General features: G+C 35.3%; 18 protein-coding genes and 1 other RNA gene. 7 read left to right on the top strand and 12 right to left on the bottom strand.

Translation table 11 applies throughout. The features are described 5' to 3' along the window. The first annotated feature begins 132 nt into the window (after nucleotides 1–132). An RNA gene (gene rnpB / locus PWU04_RS08180) (RNase P RNA component class A) lies at nucleotides 133–444 on the top strand. A 4-nt stretch (nucleotides 445–448) separates the two neighbouring features. Here the strand turns inward: rnpB and PWU04_RS08175 are convergent. The 3 genes from PWU04_RS08175 to PWU04_RS08165 all read right to left on the bottom strand — a co-directional run bounded on the left by PWU04_RS08175 (nucleotide 449) and on the right by PWU04_RS08165 (nucleotide 4587). After that, the gene (locus tag PWU04_RS08175; RefSeq protein WP_274475530.1) at nucleotides 449–865 is read right to left on the bottom strand and encodes a thiol-disulfide oxidoreductase DCC family protein; all 417 of its coding nucleotides are present in this window, start codon (nucleotides 863–865) and stop codon (nucleotides 449–451) included. Nucleotide 866: 1 nt separating this feature from the next. Beyond that, complete coding sequence (locus PWU04_RS08170) at nucleotides 867–3032, bottom strand: endonuclease MutS2 (RefSeq protein WP_274475529.1); 2166 nt, start codon at nucleotides 3030–3032, stop codon at nucleotides 867–869. 61 nt (nucleotides 3033–3093) lie between these two features. Then, on the bottom strand, nucleotides 3094–4587 hold the full coding sequence (locus tag PWU04_RS08165; RefSeq protein ID WP_274475528.1) for a YfcC family protein: 1494 nt from the start codon (nucleotides 4585–4587) through the stop codon (nucleotides 3094–3096). Between the two features lie 80 nt (nucleotides 4588–4667). Here PWU04_RS08165 and PWU04_RS08160 point away from each other — a divergent pair, with 80 nt between their 5' ends. Continuing rightward, nucleotides 4668–5333, top strand: coding sequence for a uracil-DNA glycosylase (locus PWU04_RS08160; protein WP_274475526.1), 666 nt, complete (start codon nucleotides 4668–4670; stop codon nucleotides 5331–5333). Between the two features lie 278 nt (nucleotides 5334–5611). Here PWU04_RS08160 and PWU04_RS08155 read toward each other — a convergent pair whose 3' ends face one another. Genes PWU04_RS08155 through PWU04_RS08135 form a run of 5 tightly spaced genes read right to left on the bottom strand, consistent with a single transcriptional unit; the run spans nucleotide 5612 to nucleotide 9564 of the window. After that, entirely contained in the window at nucleotides 5612–6466 is an 855-nt protein-coding gene (locus tag PWU04_RS08155; protein ID WP_274475524.1) for a substrate-binding domain-containing protein, read from the bottom strand. 4 nt (nucleotides 6467–6470) lie between these two features. Continuing rightward, entirely contained in the window at nucleotides 6471–7340 is an 870-nt protein-coding gene (locus PWU04_RS08150; RefSeq protein WP_274475522.1) for a nucleoside phosphorylase, read from the bottom strand. Further along, on the bottom strand, nucleotides 7330–8271 hold the full coding sequence (locus PWU04_RS08145; RefSeq protein WP_274475521.1) for a DUF1835 domain-containing protein: 942 nt from the start codon (nucleotides 8269–8271) through the stop codon (nucleotides 7330–7332). Before PWU04_RS08145 ends, PWU04_RS08150 begins: the two co-directional genes overlap by 11 nt. 3 nt (nucleotides 8272–8274) lie before the next feature. Beyond that, a complete protein-coding gene (locus PWU04_RS08140) occupies nucleotides 8275–8604 on the bottom strand; it encodes a translation initiation factor (RefSeq protein ID WP_274475520.1) in 330 nt (109 codons plus the stop codon). 9 nt (nucleotides 8605–8613) lie between these two features. Beyond that, nucleotides 8614–9564 carry an isopenicillin N synthase family dioxygenase gene (locus tag PWU04_RS08135; protein ID WP_274475519.1) on the bottom strand — a complete coding sequence of 317 codons (951 nt, stop codon included), beginning with the start codon at nucleotides 9562–9564 and terminating at the stop codon, nucleotides 8614–8616. A gap of 165 nt (nucleotides 9565–9729) precedes the next feature. On the opposite strand from PWU04_RS08135, the gene PWU04_RS08130 reads away from it, so the two are divergent. The 4 genes from PWU04_RS08130 (at nucleotide 9730) to PWU04_RS08115 (ending at nucleotide 13428) form a co-directional block, all read left to right on the top strand. Then, nucleotides 9730–11706, top strand: a complete 1977-nt coding sequence (locus PWU04_RS08130; RefSeq protein WP_274475657.1) for an alpha-ketoacid dehydrogenase subunit alpha/beta — start codon at nucleotides 9730–9732, stop codon at nucleotides 11704–11706. A gap of 177 nt (nucleotides 11707–11883) precedes the next feature. After that, entirely contained in the window at nucleotides 11884–12243 is a 360-nt protein-coding gene (locus PWU04_RS08125; protein ID WP_274475518.1) for a hypothetical protein, read from the top strand. A gap of 210 nt (nucleotides 12244–12453) precedes the next feature. Beyond that, nucleotides 12454–12915, top strand: a complete 462-nt coding sequence (locus PWU04_RS08120; RefSeq protein WP_274475517.1) for an Hsp20/alpha crystallin family protein — start codon at nucleotides 12454–12456, stop codon at nucleotides 12913–12915. A gap of 108 nt (nucleotides 12916–13023) precedes the next feature. Then, nucleotides 13024–13428: a 3D domain-containing protein gene (locus PWU04_RS08115; protein WP_274475516.1), complete on the top strand. Its 405-nt coding sequence runs from the start codon at nucleotides 13024–13026 to the stop codon at nucleotides 13426–13428. A 24-nt stretch (nucleotides 13429–13452) separates the two neighbouring features. On the opposite strand, the gene PWU04_RS08110 is transcribed toward PWU04_RS08115, so the two are convergent. Together PWU04_RS08110 and PWU04_RS08105 are read right to left on the bottom strand one after the other, a co-directional pair. Beyond that, a complete protein-coding gene (locus tag PWU04_RS08110; protein WP_274475515.1) occupies nucleotides 13453–13881 on the bottom strand; it encodes a hypothetical protein in 429 nt (142 codons plus the stop codon). An 805-nt stretch (nucleotides 13882–14686) separates the two neighbouring features. Next, on the bottom strand, nucleotides 14687–15091 hold the full coding sequence (locus PWU04_RS08105) for a gamma-glutamylcyclotransferase family protein (protein ID WP_274475513.1): 405 nt from the start codon (nucleotides 15089–15091) through the stop codon (nucleotides 14687–14689). Between the two features lie 233 nt (nucleotides 15092–15324). Between PWU04_RS08105 and PWU04_RS08100 the strand changes: the two genes are divergently transcribed. Next, nucleotides 15325–16005, top strand: coding sequence for a hypothetical protein (locus PWU04_RS08100; RefSeq protein ID WP_274475512.1), 681 nt, complete (start codon nucleotides 15325–15327; stop codon nucleotides 16003–16005). Nucleotides 16006–16099: 94 nt separating this feature from the next. On the opposite strand, the gene PWU04_RS08095 is transcribed toward PWU04_RS08100, so the two are convergent. Then, on the bottom strand, nucleotides 16100–16666 hold the full coding sequence (locus PWU04_RS08095) for a pseudouridine synthase (RefSeq protein WP_274475510.1): 567 nt from the start codon (nucleotides 16664–16666) through the stop codon (nucleotides 16100–16102). Beyond that, nucleotides 16666–18996, bottom strand: coding sequence for a type IA DNA topoisomerase (locus tag PWU04_RS08090; RefSeq protein ID WP_274475509.1), 2331 nt, complete (start codon nucleotides 18994–18996; stop codon nucleotides 16666–16668). The genes PWU04_RS08095 and PWU04_RS08090 overlap by 1 nt, the downstream gene beginning before the upstream one ends. Between the last annotated feature and the right edge of the window lie 116 nt (nucleotides 18997–19112).

Raw genomic sequence — 19112 nt, 5'->3', positions numbered from 1 at the left:
CAGGGAGCACTTATTGAAGTAACAAAGTTAAAAATTCAAATGAGATTCCGGCATCCAGTTTTCAAAAATTACGGCGAATTATTAACAGTTAAGATTTATTAGGGACTATTGGTAAATATTGTATTTTTGCCGAAAGCAGATCGCCTTATCGCTGTCCCTTTGGGATGGAGGAAAGTCCGAACACCATAGTGCAAGCATAGTGGCTAACGGCCACCAGTCGTGAGGCTAGGAAAAGTGCAACAGAAAGAATGTACAGGTCATGCTGTAGTGAAATCAGGTAAACTCTATGCGGTGCAATGCCATGTAAACCAACGCTTGAGGGCGGCACGTTCAATGTTGGAGGGTAGGCAGCTAAAGTGTGTCGGTAACGGCTCACTCAGATAAATGATAAGGGTTGCGGGGATTCCCACAATACAGAATTCGGCTTATAGATCTGCTTTTTTCTTTTTTACCCCAAAAACTTCGATTGTAATTCTGGTGTCGGAATCATACAATTATCCTTTTTACCATACCACTTATAGCGGTTTTTAGCGATAAAATCGTAAAGGGTATTTCTTATAAAAGAAGGGACGATTAAAAAAATAGACAGCAAATTGTTGGGAAAGCCAAGATGTCTTGCAATTTTTAAAGCTGCTGTGGATTTATAAGAGATTCCCTTTTCGGGATTGTAAAGTAAAATGGAATCCATTTTGTTTGTATCTATACGATACTTAGAGATGATGTTATTACCTACTTCACTCTGTAGAGCAGCAAACATAAAGTGATTGGCTTTATCATGTTTAATAACATATTGAACGGTATTATCGCAAAGGTTGCATACACCGTCAAATAAAATCAGCTGTTTGTTTTTAGGTAAATTGATCATCTTATTTAGCTGCCTGTACCAATTCCAATTGGTCTATATCCACATTAGTCGTAAAGATACCATAATTTACAACGGCTTTGTTTTTTTCAATAGTGTCGATGCTTCCAACTGCCTTTCCGTCCAGTAATCTCACTCTATCGCCTACTTTTAGTGTAGGACGTGGTTTAGGTTGTTCTATTGCTTTTTTCTTTTCCTCCTTTTTCTTTTCTCTGATAATCTCAACCTTTTTCTGAACTTCCTTATTGAGCTTGGCTTCCTTAGCTTTTTTAATGTCTTTTTGTTTTTTGGACTCTCTTTTTCGTTTAGAATTCTCTACAGCTACAATTTTAAGGAACTCGCCAATAAGGTCTTTTTTATCTTTATTTTCGAAATATTTTTCAGAAATGGCATCAAGCTTTTGTCCTAAGTAAATCAAACGCTGATTTGAATCGTAAAGTTCTTGATAACTCTCCAGCTTTTTTTGAACACGAGCGTTTATTTCCTCCAGTTTGTCAGCTTCGGCCATTTTCTTTTGCTCGTTAACTTTTAAAGAACGTTCTGTTTTTTCAAGTTTAGAACGCTCCTTTTGGAGTTTTGCTATAGTTTTATCAAATCGAACTTTACCGCGTTCAATTTTCTTTTTGGCCTTGTTTATTAAACTGTAAGGAATACCATTTTTCTGAGCAACTTCAAATGTAAATGAACTACCCGCTTGACCTATAACGAGTTTGTACATAGGTTCCAGCGAATGCTCATTGAACAACATATTCGCATTTTGAATATGCGGTAATTCGTTGGCAAGAATTTTTAGGTTGGAGTAGTGGGTTGTAATAATACCGAAAGCGCCTCTTTCGTAGAATACTTCAAGGAAAGTTTCAGCCAATGCTCCACCAAGTTCAGGATCACTACCCGTACCAAACTCATCGATTAAGAAAAGTGTTTTGTCATCACACTTTCTTAAGAAATAGTTCATTTGCTTTAAGCGATAACTGTAGGTGCTTAAGTGGTTTTCAATAGATTGATTATCACCAATATCACTTAAAACTTTATTGAAAAGACACATTTTACTGCGTTCGTGAACAGGGATTAGCATACCAGCTTGTAGCATTACCTGTAATAGACCAACGGTTTTTAGGGTGATACTTTTTCCACCTGCATTTGGTCCTGAAATAACAATGATTCTGCTGTCCTGTTCTAAAGTAATTGTTTGTGGAAAGGTGTTTTGTCCTTTCTTTAAGTTAGCAGCATAAAGTAACGGATGGTAGGCGTCACGGATATAGAATTGACGTTCTTCGGTAATTTCGGGTAAAAGGGCATTAATAGAGTTTGCATATTTTGCCTTTGCCGAAATAACATCCAATTGGGTTAAAAACACTTGGTATTGTTCCAAAAGTCTACCAAATGGGAGTATGTATGTAGTAACTTCTTTTAAAATCTTGATGATTTCTTCCTTTTCCTCATACTCAAGATTGTTCAGCTCACGAGAATGCTGCAAGGTGGTTTCTGGCTCAATGTAAACAATACTCCCAGTTTTACTACCACCCATAATGGCACCCCTCACTTTTTTCCTGTACATCGCTTTTACTGCTAGTACTCGTTTGTTGTCTACCACCGTTTCGCGGATATCGTCTAGATATTCCAATTGATGGTAAGTGTTCAAAGCGGATGTAAAACTACTGTTGATTTTTCCTTTGAGAATATTCATCTCATAGCGGATCTGCAACAACCTTTGTGAAGCATCGTCTTTAATGTCACCAAAACGATCTATAATGCTATTTACCTTATCGATAATTAGCTTGGTTACTTCAATATTCGAAGCATATTCATTTAGGGTAGGATAGTATTCTTCAAACTTTTTTAAGAACAGGATAATCTCATTGGCAGTTGCAGAAACAGTACTTAGCTTTCTTAGGCTATGGATTTCGAGATAGTTGTTCTCAATTGTTAATAGCTTAAGTTCTTTGGTTATTTCGTCAAAACCATGGTTAGGTATACGGTTTTCGTTATCAAACGATGCGAGATATTCATTGGTTTTATTCAATTCTACCAATAAATGTTCACGAGTTGAATAAGGCTCTAATTGAAGTACTGCCTCATGACCGAGAGGGGTAATACAATATTCGCTTACTTGGTTTAAAACCGTATAAAACTCTAAATCCTGTAATGTTTTTTTATTAATGTTTATCATTAAAATAGCCTGAAATCTCTATTGCGATTGCAAATTTAGGGAATTAAGCCGTTTTAGTGACTTATAGGTATACCGAAATTGTTAATACAATCATAGTAAATACCAATAGGGTAATTACCAAAGGGGTTACAAAGCGTAACCATTTGTCGTATCCCACTTTTACAATCGCTAAAGATGCTAGAATTAGTCCTGTCGGATTGATAAAAGCGAATAAACCCATCCCGTATTGGTATGTGTTTACAATAATTTCTCTTCCAATACCAACTGTATCAGCTAATGGAGACATAATCGGCATGGTCAATACAGCCATTCCAGATGATGAAGGGATAAAGAATGATAATCCTGAATAGATAAGTAACATCGCATTGGCAAACACACCTTTGTTCATGCCGCTAGTAACATTGCTTGCATAATAAAGCATTGTGTCACTAATAAGCCCATCTTCCATAATCACAGATACACCTCTGGCAATACCTATAATCAAGGCAACACCCAATAAATCTGAAGCACCTCTTACAAAAGCTTCCACAAAGGTTGATTCCTTGATTTTCCCGATAACACCAATAATGATGGTACCTACCAAAAACACGGTGGTCATTTCTGTAAACCACCATCCTAATTTAGATACACCAATAATCATAATAACAAAGCAGGCTCCAAAAATAATTAGTATCAGTCGAAGTCTGGTATTTAGTTGAATTCTGGAGTCGGTCATGATGCCAAACATTTTTTCTATCATTTCTTTTTGATCATATATGATAGATTTACTCGCATTCTGCTTTACTCTACCGGCATATCTCAAAATGTAAACGATGCAAATAATAAGTCCCACGAGAAGCATAATCCCTCTTCCGGTTAATCCTGTAGTCCAATTGATTCCTGCTGCATCGGAGGCAATTATTGTGCTAAATGGATTTACTGTAGAGCACATCGTTCCTATAGACGAACCCAAATATATACAGGCCAGTGCTACCATGGCATCGTATTTCGCCGCCAAAAATATAGGGATGAGGATAGGGTAGAAAGCTATAGTTTCTTCTGCTAACCCAAAAGTAGTTCCTCCAATGGCAATAAGAGTTGTGACCAAAATAATTAAGAGGAATTCTTTACCTTTTAATGCATTTGCCAACCAAGCAATTCCTGCATTGAAAGCTCCTGTTAAATTCATTATACCTATGAGACCTCCAATAATAAGAACAAGAAAAATTATATCGGCAGCCTCAATAATTCCTTTTACCGGTGATTGCATAAAGGCCGTTAATCCTTGAGGAGCTGCTTCAACAGTTTTGTATGTTCCCGGTATAGAAACGGGTTTCCAAATATCTCCATTTGTAAATTTTTCTATAGGGATTTTTATATGCAAACTGTCCAAAGTAGTTTGAGTTGCTGAAACCTGAAAGTTTTCACCGGAACTAGTAATGTTGAATTTATTGATGTCTTTGTTGAATAATAGGCTATCATATTTTCCGGCAGGAATTAACCAGGTTAAAATAGCTACTAGTCCAGCTATAATTAATAAAATGGTTTGGGCGGTTGGGAATTTGAATGCTTTCATATAAGGCAGCTAAAACTTTATATTTTTGTAAGCCGAAAGATAGTACATATTTTAGTTAGCAAAATAAACCTGATAATAAAATGAACGTTGATATACACCCTAGTTGGAAACCGTATCTTCAAACTGAATTTGAAAAAGAATATTTTAAATCACTTACAAACTTTGTTAAGGAGGAATATTCTAATGGGATATGTTATCCTCCGGGAAAGGAAATTTTTAATGCTTTTGAACACTGTACGTTTGAGGATACCAAAGTGGTGATTATTGGTCAGGATCCTTACCATGGCCCTGGTCAGGCACATGGGTTGTGTTTTTCCGTAAATTCAGATGTTGTACATCCACCATCACTTATCAATATTTTTAAAGAAATTGAACAGGATTTAGGAATTCCTTATCCTAAAAGTGGGAGTTTAATGAGATGGGCAGATCAAGGGGTATTGTTGCTTAATGCTACGTTAACTGTTAGGGCAGGTCAGGCGGGAAGCCATCAAAACAAAGGTTGGGAATTGTTTACCGATGCAGTTATTCAAACTGTAAGTGAAAAGAAAAAAGATGTTGTATTTCTACTTTGGGGAGGTTATGCTAAGAAAAAGGTAAAGCTCATAGATAAGTCAAAACACCATATACTCATGTCGGGGCATCCATCGCCATTAAGCGCTAATAGAGGGTACTGGTTTGGTAATAAACATTTCAGTAAAACTAACTCCCTGTTGCAGCAAGCTGCTTTGAATCCAATAATTTGGTAGTTCTTTGGTTTTTAATGTATTTTCTTACTCGTTTAGTGTCCTTTTTAGTGGATTTATTGCAGCTAAAGAACAACAGAAGAAAGTTTATGGCAACCAAAGCGCCAAGTATGCAGATGACTGTAATCATAACGATAAATAGATTAGCCGGTTAATAGTTAATTATCATACTACATAAGATGTAGTTTGTTCTCTAGGGTTGCGTCAAAAATAGTAAAATTTATTAACTTCTTTTTAATCCTTTTTATTGTTAGTGAAGCAGAAATCCGTTAAAAGGGATATTATATCGGTCTAACGAGTTTTTTGTAGGGCCATTTCTGGTCAATGATGTTCAATTCTAATAGCTGGTTCTGTACTTTGTTTATTGTACTCTCCTTAATTAAATCTTGAGACCATTCTGTAATGGACAGCCATTCTTGAACATCTTCTATTTTCTGGGAGTAACGATTGGCGATAGTTTTATCTATACTTGGTATTTCCTTAAAATCTTTAGTCGTGTTATTAATAATATCTAAAATGGTTCTAACCTCTTTAGGGTTGTTTTCTAAGAATTCATCGCGTACAGCGATTACGAAACATGGCCATGGGGTAGGGCAAGTTCCAACCCTTCTAAAAGTATTGTTATCTACTAAAGGTTTTGTGGTAAACTTTTCCCACATAAAATAATCGGCTTGACTATTTGTCAATCCTTCAACAGCACCATTAAGGTCATTAATGACTTCAAATTTTAAATCATTATCTATATCCCAATCGTGATTTTTAGCATTGATATAGGCCATTAGATGGGAGCCAGAACCATAGCGACTAATAGCTGCTTTAGTACCTTTTAACTCTTCGATTGATTGATAAGAAGATTTTTCAGCTACGTGAATTCCCCAAACTAATGGCGACTCTACGAAGGTTTGAACAATCTTGGAGGGGTTTCCTTCTATAATATCTTTGATAATACCCTCGGTAAGAATCACGGCGAAATCTATTTCACCTTCGCGAAGTGCATTACACATAGCACCAGTACCTTCAAAATAATCTTTCCAACGTAGATTGATATTTTCGGCTTTATATTCCCCGTTTTTGAGGGTTAGGTACCAAGCTAAATTAAAATGTTCTGGTACACCGCCAATGTTAACCGTTTTCATAAGCTTATTCAATCAATTTATTAAGCGTATAGATAATAAGATTGTTTACTACCGCCTTAGGATTGCTGCTAAATTGCCCAGTAACTCTATTGGCAATAATAGCGCTTAAAGATACGGCTTTATGTCCTAACAATTCAGCTAGGCCATAAATTCCTGCTGTTTCCATTTCCAAATTTGAGATACAATGCCCCCTAAATTTAAAGGAAGCTATTTTATCGTTAAGGGTATCGTCTTGTAAGTTAAGACGCAGTGTTCTTCCTTGTGGACCATAAAAGCCAACGTTTGTAGCTGTAATCCCTTCAACGGTTTTTTGGGATGTGAAACGATTGAAAAGGGATTCGTCCGATTTCACGAAATAAGGTTTGGATTTTTGTGGTGACCAGTTGCAGTGTTCCATTAGTGCTTCAGAAAAGTCAGCATGAAGTACATTTTTGTTTTCGTAATAATGTAGTAAACTGTCAAAACCAACACTAAATTCACTAACAAAAAAAGAATCTACCGGAATGTCGTCTTGAATAGCCCCCGATGTACCTATTCTAATTATTTCTAGACTAGTCAATTCGGGTCTTACGGTTCTCGTAGGTAAATCTATATTTACCAAGGCATCGAGTTCGTTAAGAACAATGTCGATATTGTCTGTTCCTATTCCGGTGGAGATCACGGTAATATGTTTGCCCTTGTAATATCCAGTATGGGTGTGAAACTCCCGTTTTTGAATTTTGAATTCTATGGTATCAAAATATTTTGATACTTCCTCAACACGGTCTGGATCGCCAACAGTTATTACTGTTTTGGCAATATGCTCTGGTTTAAGGTTTAAATGGTAAACACTACCGTCTGGGTTTAATATGAGTTCAGAGGGCTTAAATGCCATTATTGTTAGTTTTTATGAGGATACTCTCTTTTTCGTGATATTGGAAATCCAATCGTTCAACACCGCCATACATCATTTGATTTTTAGCCATGCCAGATACGTTGTGATGCTTTAAAAGTGCTTCATGTCCGTCACGATTTAGTGTTAATCCAGCGCCATTTTCATAAAAGAAAATGTCTAAGTTATCAATTAGTCTTTGCACTTGAACATCTCCAAAACCATAGTAGCCTTGGTAGTTCATCGCATACCCCAATAATTGATTTTTGGTTTTAATCTCTTCGTTATTAGCTAACTTTAGAATATGGTTTTCTAATTTGCTAAGTCCCGAAACCGGATTAGGAAAACGCTCAAAATGCGCTTTTAAGCATGGTGATAAGTATTTAAAAACCGAAGGCATGGTTAAGTAAGGCTTAAAGAGGTTGTGATCCCGACCACAGTAAATACCCCAAAGTGTTTCGGCTATATCGATGGCCACTCCAGGGAGTCTTATTTTATTGCTGTAATGTTCCAATAATTCTTCATCTGAAAGTTCAGAAAGCCCTTTAAGTTCACTTGAACCCTCAATAGTTCCACTGCATACAAGGTAAACAGGTAATTCAATTTGCTTTTGTTTGATGAGACTTATAGCTGCCAACATATTAATGTGGCAAAACAAGTCGTATTCAAACCAAAGAACAATTTCACTGTAAGATGAAATATCTTTTAGCAGTTTAAGTTGATAGTTGAGTGAGTATTCAGAGCTGCTAACGTTATAATGATCTTTTAGGAATGACTTTCTAAGATCAAAAAAATCATCACAGTCTATAGTTTCAATAGTGGGGCCTTCACATAACATTTCTCTCCAAGTGAGCTTTTCTCCTTTAATGTTAAGCTCGTCAAGGAATTGAGTTAGGCTGTCGCCATTGGTGATATGTAAAGGGGATTGGTTCATTAGCTATCCGCCAACCCGTTTAACATTAAAGCCTTTTTCCTTTAAAATAGCCATGATTTTATCACGGTAATCCCCTTGGATTATAATCTTATCATCTTTAAAGCTTCCGCCTACACTAAGCTTTGTTTTTAGTTCTTTAGCAAGAGTTTTAAAATCTTCGGTGGCACCGGTATAACCTTCAAGAATGGTAATAGGTTTTCCTTTTCGTTTTTCGTATTTACAGATAATAGGATCGTCCTGCATCCAAACTTGATTGTCATCAACAGCGTCTTGTTCTTTAGGTTCTGGAGTATGGTCAGGAAACAGATTTTTTAACTGATCTTGTAAGTCCATGTATTTGTTTTATTTTTTTATTAATCCTAATTCTACCAGACGTTCGTAAAGAAACTCTCCAGCAGTAATATCGTCATATAATTTAGGGTGGTCTTCATCAACGCAATTTTCCAACACATCTAATTTCATATCGCTTATAGGGTGCATGAAAAAAGGAATGGAATAGCGTGACGTTCCCCAAAGTTCACGAGGAGGGTTTACAACTCTGTGAATAGTGGATTTAAGTTTATTATTGGTGTGTCGGGATAGCATGTCGCCAACATTAATCATTAGTTCATCTGGTTGGGCAATAGCATCGATCCATTCACCTTTGTGGTTTTGTACCTGTAACCCTTTACCTTGTGCTCCCATTAAAAGTGTGATTAAATTTATGTCACCATGAGCAGCTGCACGAACAGCTTCTTTCGGTTCTTCGGTAATAGGAGGATAGTGTATTGGTCTTAAAATAGAGTTGCCATTATGAATGTATTCATCAAAATATGTCTCCTCTAAATCCAGATATAAAGCCAATGCACGAAGAACATATTTAGCAGTTTTTTCCAGCATTCTATAGGTTTCCTTTCCAACTACATTGAATTCTGGTAATTCTTCTACTATAACATTTTCTGGATATTTTGCATCCAACTTAGGATTATCGTCTACGTATTGTCCAAAATGCCAGAACTCCTTTAAATCACCTTCCTTTTTTCCTTTCGCACTTTCCTTTCCGAAGGATACATAACCGCGCTGACCACCAATACCAGGAATTTCATATTTTTGTTTAACCTCAAGAGGCAGATTGAAAAAGTTCTTGATTTCACCATAGAGTTTCTTTACAAGTTGGTCGTCAAGAAAATGTCCTTTGAGGGCTACAAATCCAATTTCTTCATAGGCTTTTCCAATGTCGTTGACAAATTGTTGTTTTTTCTCAGGGTCGTCCGATATAAAATCATTTAAATTGACACTTGGAATACTCTTCATGATGCTTTGTTTAAAGGAGTGGATAATACAAATGTACGAAAACAATGCTAAGTTTTTAGGGCGATTTTTTATGAAAAGCAACGGTGTTTCAGTATCTATTTTATACTATATTTGGCAAGCTAACTTTATATTAATATAATTTTGAGTATACCAACTTTAACCCCGATGATCTACAATGATTATTCCTTAGATAATACAATTCTGAAGACGCTTTATAAGACAATGTTGAAGCCTCGAATGATTGAGGAGAAAATGCTCATATTATTGCGTCAAGGAAAGATAAGTAAATGGTTTTCAGGTATTGGTCAAGAGGCTATCTCTGTGGGGGTTACCATGTCCCTAAACAAGGAGGAATATATTTTGCCAATGCACCGTAACCTTGGTGTTTTTACAACACGTGAAATTCCGTTACATCGGCTATTTTGTCAATGGCAGGGAAAAGCCAGTGGTTTTACCAAGGGTAGAGATCGATCATTTCACTTTGGTACTAATGCATACCACATAGTTGGAATGATTTCCCACCTTGGTCCGCAATTAGGAGTAGCTGATGGTATTGCATTGGCAAGTAAACTAAAAAACAAGAATCAAGTTACTGCAGTATTTACAGGAGAAGGAGGAACTAGTGAAGGTGATTTTCATGAAGCCTTAAATGTTGCTTCTGTATGGCAATTACCTGTGATGTTTTGTATAGAAAATAATGGATACGGACTTTCTACACCTACCAACGAGCAATATAATTGTGAGCATTTGGCTGATAGGGCCAAAGGATATGGTATGGAAAGCCATATTATAGACGGAAACAATATTATAGAAGTTTACAGTAGAGTATCTGAAATAGCTGAGAGTATCCGTAATAATCCTAGACCGGTATTGCTGGAGTTTAAAACTTTTAGAATGCGTGGACACGAAGAGGCCAGTGGGACTAAGTACGTTCCACAGGAATTGATGGACACTTGGGCTGCTAAAGACCCTATTGAGAACTTTAAAGCTTATTTGTTTGAACATGGTATTTTAACGGAAGCTGAAGATGAAGCTCTGAAGGCAACAATAAAAACTGAAATTGAAATTGGTTTGGAGGTTGCTTTTGAGGAAGAATCTATCATTCCTAGCATGGAAACTGAATTGGCCGATGTGTATAAGTCATTTGAGTATGCTGAGGTTGCTCCAGGTATTGAAACAGAATCATTAAGACTTATCGATGCGATTTCTGAAGGACTTAAGCAAAGTATGGAGCTTCACGATGATTTAGTAATCATGGGGCAGGATATAGCAGAATACGGAGGAGTATTTAAGATTACTGAAGGTTTCGTAGATCAATTTGGAAAAGAACGTGTTAGAAACACACCAATTTGCGAATCGGCTATCGTAGAAACAGGAATGGGGCTTTCTATTGCTGGAATGAAAAGTGTTGTTGAAATGCAGTTTTCGGACTTTGTAACCTCAGGATTCAATCCAGTGGTTAACTACTTGGCAAAATCACATTACCGTTGGGGACAACAGGCCGATGTTGTTTTGCGTATGCCGTGTGGTGCAGGTGTGGCGGCAGGGCCGTTCCATTCACAAACCAATGAAGCGTGGTTTACAAAAACTCCGGGATTAAAAGTTGTATATCCTGCTTTCCCTTACGATGCTAAAGGACTTTTGGCAACGGCAATTAATGATCCTAATCCGGTATTGTTCTTTGAGCATAAGGCCTTGTACAGAAGCATTCGTCAAGATGTACCTAAAGATTATTATACTTTACCATTTGGACAGGCAGCAACTCTTAAGGGTGGGAGTGATGTTACCATTATTGCTTATGGAGCTGCAGTACACTGGGCTTTAGAAACTTTAGATAAGAATCCGAATATAAGTGCAGATCTAATTGATTTAAGAACATTGCAGCCTTTGGATACTGAGACAATTTTTGATTCTGTTAAGAAAACAGGGAAAGCGATAATTCTACAAGAGGATTCTCTTTTTGGTGGTTTAGCAAGTGATATTTCTGCGTTGATTACAGAAAACTGTTTTAAATCACTTGATGCTCCTGTAAAACGTGTTGCGGGTTTGGAGACGCCCATTCCATTTATAAATCAATTGGAAAAGCAGTATTTAGCTAAAGGACGTTTTGAAACTGCTTTATTGGAGTTATTAGAATATTAGAAATCAGATTTTTTATAATAAATGTATTTAAGAGCATAGACTTTGGTTTATGCTCTTTTTTTTGTTAATCATTTCTAAAATAAAGATGATTCTTCTTGATTTTATAGGAAATATTATGATTTAGTAAGTGTAGGATAAGCCTACTGATCTATTACTTTAAACTTAATTAAACAACTTATGAAAACTAAACACTTTTTTATTGCGATTTTTTTCTTAGTGGGATTAACTACTTATGCTCAATCAGAAAAGAATAATTTTGTGGTAACCAAAACAGCCGTGACTGAGTTAATATTTGAAGCTGAAAGTCTTGAAGATTTAGCAAACTTTGATTGGAAAATTGTAGAGGAGGCTTTTAAAAATAATGATAAAGATGTAGAAGTTACTTTGGTTTTAGCTTATAAAAACAAAGAAGAGGAAGAATCTTCAAAAAGAAAAATAAAAGATTTTAGATTTAAATTTACCGGAGCTACATCTCAATTAGAAATACTTAAACCTAGTTTGAAAAAAATGTTTGCAGAATTTGACGACGTGGATTAATACGCTTCGTTTTGAATTGATTTCCATGAAAAAGAAATCCCAGTTTAATTTTTTATTTATTTATTATGAGACATATTGACATGTTGTTTGGGTTTTAATCGGAAATGTTGTCAGTTTAATTTTGTGTTTTATTGAAATGTGGCTCATGGTATTGGATTTGCTATAAGTTGAATGAAAACAAAAAACGTTTAACTTAAAATATCAGATATTATGAACACTTTAATTCCAACTAAAAGAAAATCGTCAGGATTGGAATCTTGGCCAAGTTTAAGCACTTGGATGGATGACGTATTAGGTAAGGGCCTAGGCTCTGAGTTTATGTCAAACTTTAACACGGGTATTACTTTACCAGCGGTAAATGTTAAGGATACACCTGAAGCCTTTGTAGTAGAAATGGCTGTTCCCGGATTAAGTAAATCAGATTTCGATATTAATATCGATAATCAAGTTTTGTCGGTATCGGCTGAGGTGAAAACAGAAAACAAAGAGGAAAATGAAACATATACTCGAAAAGAGTTTGGATATTCTTCCTTTAAACGATCATTTGCGTTGCCAAATACTGTGGAGGCCAATAAAATTTCTGCTAATTATGAAGATGGTATCCTAAAAATTGATTTGCCAAAACGAGATGAGGCGAAGCAAAAGCCAAAACGAAACATTACCGTTTCTTAAAAGTTTACTTAGATTAATTATTTGAACAATTTCAAAGGACGCTTGTTAAGCGTCCTTTTTTAATGCGTTTTAGCGGAAAATCGTATCTTTAATTAAACATATTTATAAATGGGAAAATTTATTTGGATTAGTTTGGTTATAGTTTTTGGGCTAGTTGATTATGTAGAGGCTCCCCGAAAAACTTCAGACACGGTAAAATGGAAATCAATAGAAGTTATGGCTTCCGCATATAATTCAGTTGAATCTCAAACCAACGAAAAACCAAATTTATCGGCATGGGGAGACACTATTTCTCCAGGAGACAAGATTATAGCTGTTTCTCGTGATTTGATAGACCTTGGTTTAGGCCATAATACAAAAGTTAAAATTGAAGGTTTTGATGGTGTTTATTTGGTAAAGGATAAAATGCATTCAAGATGGACAAAGCATATTGATATATACATGGGGAATAATGTTGATAAGGCCAAAGAATGGGGGCGTAGAAAAGTTACTATAGAATACGAAGTAGATTAGTAAATGTTGGTTTACTATATTATCCTAAATAAGTAAGTGCATTAATTTTTCGTAAGATTTGGTAATTTCATTCTTAACTGTAGTATAAAGACCATCACTGGTTTTAGGGCTAGCCTCTAGAATTATCGTAGATTCTCTTTTCTGGTATTCTTCATGAATTAGGCACGATTTACAGCCCGGTTTTGGCTGACTTACAAAATCATTAATGATTTTAGGAAGTGCGTTAACTGAAACAAATTGTCCGTCAATGATAATAGTATCATCATCGGTTAATAAAATTCTTAATACATGTTCATGGAGTTGTTGGCTTTTTGCGCTTGTAGTTAAAATTGGTAGGGGGCTTTCAGCCTTTCTAAGAGGTTGATAAAATAAGAGGTTAAACAATAGCAAAGGTATAATAGACCACAAGCTGTTTGCAGTAACTGATCTTTCTATACCCTTTGTGTTTGCCATTGAGTTATTAATTTATCTAATTTTATAAACAGTAAAGTCAAAAAAACGCTTTAGGCAATCTGGGGTAATATGCTTAAAGCGTTTTTAGGTTTAGTTCATGCTTAGGTTTTTAGTGTGCGTATCGTTTTGTGCCTAACCAAAGTCCAGAGTTGGTGGTCTCAAACTTAACTACTGGCCGTCTGTTTAGAGGTCGATCTTGCACTAGGCCCTCTAGTTTTTTTGATATTCTGATGATAGTGTGCATAACAATTCGTTTTTTGATTGATGATGATTGATGAAAATTTGATGTTTACTTTGGTTGGCACATGTATTAGTGATAACGGCGTTTACTGTTCCAAGTTTCACTTTTTGCGTTGTGAAATTTTCCCGTTAATTGATTATTGTCTAAAGTTCTCATGATTTCTATGTTTTATTGATTGATGATTAATTGAAGTAAGTCTTTTTTGTCGGTATTAGTGGTAACGACGTTTACTGTTCCATGATTCGCCTTTTGAATGCGTAAACTTACTGGATAACTGATTGCTGTTTAAAGTTCTCATAATATGATGTTTTATTGATTGAATTGTACTGTATAGACGAGCAAGTTTCAAGATTGTTACAGTACTGTGTATAACATAATAGTAGTTTAACAGATTTTAACGTTTTAGATAAAATATTGTATTGGCTAAGAATGTAGAAGACTAGAGGGTTTTGGTGAAAAATTGCTATATGTGGTAGTGTGGTATAAAAAAAAATAATTTTTTTTGAAGGTTGCAAAGTCTAGAAAAAATTAATAGTATTTAAAACATTATTGTCTATCCTATTTTTAATAGTGCTTAGTTATTTGATCTAAGTATTCATTTGGAAAATTTAGTTTTTTGGCTAATTCATGGAGTAATTTTGCATATAACTGATTTGTCCCCGTAAGTAGGTCTGCAGAAAGAATATAACAAGTTGCCATAATATGTTCATTTGAGTCAGTGATAATTTCTACTATTTCAGGTTTATAATTCGAAACACTTTTTTCAGAATATAATTTTATAACCTCTTCATTATCCATTTCCATCATAATACCATAAGCTCTCCCATTATCACACTTAATTAATGAAGCTTTATTTCCAATTTTCAATGTGTAATCTTTTAAATATCCTTTTCTCGGATTAGAAGGGTTTATTCCTTTTTTTGCCAAAGTATCCACATCCATAAATAAACCGTAAAAAAATACATTCATAATATTTTATTAATGTTAATGACTCCCTAGATACTGTAGTTGATTTAGTTATATAAAGTTAGTCAATCATATATAACTACTCTATTTTCTGAAATTTTCATCTCTTTATATTTTTACAAAAAATTACAACTTCGTGATTATGATTATTTGTGTAAAATTGATTAATTTGAATACTATAATCAATTAGGTATACTATTTGCAGCATTCAAAAAAAGAACTATATGTATAACCCTATGAGAACTTTATTGCTAGTTGTTGTCATGCTTACTTTTGCAGGTAATGTATGGGCTCAAATTGATAGTCAAGAAGCCACGATTGTTATTCCTGCAGAAGATACAAACGATCCAGACAATAGCCCTTCTATCGATATTAAGCCTATAGAAAATAAGGGGCTCAGTAATGTCAATAAGGGAACAGTTAACGGACTATCAGTACCTAACAACAGTAATTTAAATACAAATAAGGAATCATTTTCCATGTATAGTGAAAAGTTTGCTGATCCAGGTGAACAATATATGAAACGCCTAAAAAATCATTTGCCTAAGTCAGAAGAAGTAGAGCGTGGAGCTATGGGTAGTACTACCAATCAATATTTCGGAGATGTAAGAAGTCGTTCAGTATTTGTTAATATTGTTTATCGTGATCATGAGTATCCAGATGGTGATAGGATTCAAGTGTTGGTCAATGATGAGATTATACATCCTAATGTTTTACTTATGCCTGATTTTAGAGGTTTCAAGCTAGATCTTAAAAGTGGTTTTAATAAAATTGATTTCTTAGCATTAAACCAGGGAGAATCTGGTCCAAATACAGCAGAGTTTCAAGTAATAGACGATAATGGAAATGTTATTTCAGCCAATAGATGGAATTTATCTACTGGAGTGAAAGCTACGGTAATTGTCGTTAAAGAGTAGTTTATTTTTGGGCAGTTGTTGTCTCTTTTAAAATCTTATGTTTTTTAGTAATTATAGGCTGTAAGCTATTTGACGGTTAGTTAAAAAATAAGATTTAAACCTGTAAATCAATAGATTTTACGCCACCAACTTCTAAATCGTCAAAATGAAATTCACCAATACGTACTCTTACCAACCGCAAAGTGGGAAATCCAACTGCAGCGGTCATTTTCCTTACCTGATGAAACTTACCTTCAGTTAATATAATACTTAACCAAGAGGTAGGGCCATGTTTTTCATCTCTAACAAATCTTTCAGGAATCTGTTTGGGATGGCCTTCAATCAATTGAGCTTTGCATGGTTTGGTGGTGTAGTTTTTTCCGTTAATCCCTATATTTACTCCTCGGCAGAGTTGATTAATCACGTCTTCTGTGATGATGCCGTCAACCATTACATAATATTCCTTTTCTACTTTCGAGCTTCGTATATGTTCGCTCATTTTACCATCAGTAGTAAGTAATAATAAGCCTTCCGATTTTTCGTCCAATCGTCCAATGGCCATAGTGCCATTGGGAAAATCATAAAGCTCTCCCAAAAGTTTTTTATTACGTCTTTTGTTTTGATTATTTACAAACTGACTGAGATAACCGTAAGGCTTGTAAAGTTTAAAGAGATGAGACATTAGGGGTGACCAGATTTTAATATTTCGTATACCAAATCTTTGGTAAGGACTTCTCCGTTAGCTTGTTGTCTGATTTGGTCAAAGCTAACCATAAAATTGCAACCATCTTTATACGCACTACATCCGTATGCAGTTTTTCCTTTAACAACTATTCCTTTCTTGCATTTAGGACAGGTTAATTGATCGTTGGTTGATTGATTTTCTTTGGAAGAAGGTTTTGTTTTCACACTTTCCGATTTTTGTTTCAGAATCAAATTGAATTTTTCATCGAAATGTATTGAACCATCAATTTTACCGGAATCGGTATTAAACCCTTTTAGAGTAACAGTGCTGCCTTTTTCAAGAAGTCTGATTAATTGTTTTTCGGATATTTTCTTATTCTTGAATTTAAATGGAAGCACAAAATCACACCCACTTCTAAAAGCACTACACCCATAAGCCGATTTACCTTTAAGTAAAGAGCCTTCTTCACATTTAGGACAGGTTTGTTTATCTATGCCTTCTGTTTTTTTTGTGTTAGTTTTATTTTGCGTTGTGTTTTTTTTAGGGGAATGGTTCGCGTAACTAATATTGGCTTTTACCGTTTCACTTCGAACTTCATAAACCAATCGGTCTACCATGCGCTTCATATTGTTTATGAAAGTAGCCGCATGGCATTCTCCTTTTTCAATATCCTTTAATTGTTTTTCCCAACGACCCGTGAGTTCTGCAGATTTCAAAAGTTCATTTTGAATCGTATCAATCAGTTGAATTCCCGTAGGGGTAGGGAGGATTTGTTTTTTGTTTCTTATTATGTATTTACGCTTAAAAAGTGTCTCGATAATGCTTGCTCGCGTTGATGGTCTACCAATACCATTTTCTTTCATGAGTTCCCGCATATCATCGTCATCCACTTGTTTACCTGCAGTTTCCATAGCACGCAAGAGAGATGCTTCTGTAAATTGTCTAGGTGGTTTGGTTTCTTTTTCTAAAAAAGCAGGTTCATGGGGACCGCTTTCACCTTTAGTAAAAGATGGGAGGATATTACCTTCGTTTTTATCTTTATTTTCTGTTTGAAATACGATACGCCATCCTGGTTTTAATATTTCCTTACCGGTAGTTTTAAAAGGGACTTCTCCAGCTTGCCCTAATACTGTGGTATTGGAAACTTCACAATCGTCATAAAAAACGGCTATGAACCGCCTAACAATGCTATCGTAAACCAAACGGTGGTTTTCGGGCATATTAATTTGAATGCCAGTTGGGATAATGGCATGGTGATCAGTCACCTTTTTATCATTGAATACTTTCGAAGACTTTTTAATTTTCTTATCCAACAAAGGTAATGTCAATTCTCTATAAGGTGTTAATTGGCCCAGTATACCTGGTACTTTAGGGTATATGTCCGAAGGAAGAAAAGTAGTATCTACACGAGGGTAGGTAACCGCTTTCTGCTCATACAATCGTTGAACGATTTTTAAGGTTTCATCTGCGGAGTAACCAAATTTATTATTACAATGAACCTGCAAGCCTGTCAGATCAAATAACTTTGGTGCATATTCTTTCCCTTTTTTCTTACTAATCGAAACAATTTCAAAAGGATGCTCCTTAACCGTATTTGCTAGAATTTCACCATCTTCTTTTTTAAAGAATCGTCCATCCTCATAACTAAAACGCGTGTCACGGTAAATGGTTTGTAGTTCCCAGTAGGGTTGTGGCTTAAAGTTTTCAATTTCTTTGTAGCGTTCAACAACCATAGCTAGTGTTGGAGTTTGAACACGACCTATGGATAAAACCTGTTTGTATCCACCATGTTTTACGGTATAAAGCCTTGTAGCATTAATACCTAATAACCAATCACCTATCGCTCGGGAAAATCCAGCATAAAAAAGGTTATCATAATTAGCTGAAGGACGTAGATTGTCAAAGCCTTCTTTAATGGCTTCAGTAGTTAACGACGATATCCATAAACGTTCAATTTTACCAGTATATCCAGCTTGATTGATAACCCATCGTTGAATAAGTTCTCCTTCTTGACCGGCATCGCCACAGTTTATGACCACTTCGGCTTGTTCAAACAATTTTTTTACAATGTTGAATTGTTTTTTTATTCCAGAATCATTTACCACCTTGGTCTGAAATTTATCTGGTAGCATTGGGAGGTTATTTAAATCCCAACTTTTCCAATATGGTTTATAATCCTTAGGTTCAAATAAACTACATAAATGCCCAAAAGTATATGTGACAGCATAGCCATTACCTTCAAAATAACCATCACGCTTGGTATTCGCTCCAAGGACTATGGCAATTTCGCGGGCCACACTAGGCTTTTCGGCAATGCAAACTTTCATGGGGATAAGTGGTTGTTTGATTTATTACAAGGGTGCAAAATAAAGAAATTTTGAGATACAATTGGCTTAAGTCTTTTTGAGTTAATATAAATGAAAGATAGATATTACAATGATTA

This window comes from Mangrovimonas aestuarii (assembly GCF_028767185.1).
Lineage (GTDB): Bacteria > Bacteroidota > Bacteroidia > Flavobacteriales > Flavobacteriaceae > Mangrovimonas_B > Mangrovimonas_B aestuarii.
This window is presented reverse-complemented; position numbering and strand designations above follow the sequence as displayed.

Coding starts and splice junctions, on each gene's coding strand:
- PWU04_RS08175 (WP_274475530.1), bottom strand. CDS start 865: ATGATCAATTTACCTAAAAACAAACAGCTGATTTTATTTGACGGTGTA.
- PWU04_RS08170 (WP_274475529.1), bottom strand. CDS start 3,032: ATGATAAACATTAATAAAAAAACATTACAGGATTTAGAGTTTTATACG.
- PWU04_RS08165 (WP_274475528.1), bottom strand. CDS start 4,587: ATGAAAGCATTCAAATTCCCAACCGCCCAAACCATTTTATTAATTATA.
- PWU04_RS08160 (WP_274475526.1), top strand. CDS start 4,668: ATGAACGTTGATATACACCCTAGTTGGAAACCGTATCTTCAAACTGAA.
- PWU04_RS08155 (WP_274475524.1), bottom strand. CDS start 6,466: ATGAAAACGGTTAACATTGGCGGTGTACCAGAACATTTTAATTTAGCT.
- PWU04_RS08150 (WP_274475522.1), bottom strand. CDS start 7,340: ATGGCATTTAAGCCCTCTGAACTCATATTAAACCCAGACGGTAGTGTT.
- PWU04_RS08145 (WP_274475521.1), bottom strand. CDS start 8,271: ATGAACCAATCCCCTTTACATATCACCAATGGCGACAGCCTAACTCAA.
- PWU04_RS08140 (WP_274475520.1), bottom strand. CDS start 8,604: ATGGACTTACAAGATCAGTTAAAAAATCTGTTTCCTGACCATACTCCA.
- PWU04_RS08135 (WP_274475519.1), bottom strand. CDS start 9,564: ATGAAGAGTATTCCAAGTGTCAATTTAAATGATTTTATATCGGACGAC.
- PWU04_RS08130 (WP_274475657.1), top strand. CDS start 9,730: ATGATCTACAATGATTATTCCTTAGATAATACAATTCTGAAGACGCTT.
- PWU04_RS08125 (WP_274475518.1), top strand. CDS start 11,884: ATGAAAACTAAACACTTTTTTATTGCGATTTTTTTCTTAGTGGGATTA.
- PWU04_RS08120 (WP_274475517.1), top strand. CDS start 12,454: ATGAACACTTTAATTCCAACTAAAAGAAAATCGTCAGGATTGGAATCT.
- PWU04_RS08115 (WP_274475516.1), top strand. CDS start 13,024: ATGGGAAAATTTATTTGGATTAGTTTGGTTATAGTTTTTGGGCTAGTT.
- PWU04_RS08110 (WP_274475515.1), bottom strand. CDS start 13,881: ATGGCAAACACAAAGGGTATAGAAAGATCAGTTACTGCAAACAGCTTG.
- PWU04_RS08105 (WP_274475513.1), bottom strand. CDS start 15,091: ATGAATGTATTTTTTTACGGTTTATTTATGGATGTGGATACTTTGGCA.
- PWU04_RS08100 (WP_274475512.1), top strand. CDS start 15,325: ATGAGAACTTTATTGCTAGTTGTTGTCATGCTTACTTTTGCAGGTAAT.
- PWU04_RS08095 (WP_274475510.1), bottom strand. CDS start 16,666: ATGTCTCATCTCTTTAAACTTTACAAGCCTTACGGTTATCTCAGTCAG.
- PWU04_RS08090 (WP_274475509.1), bottom strand. CDS start 18,996: ATGAAAGTTTGCATTGCCGAAAAGCCTAGTGTGGCCCGCGAAATTGCC.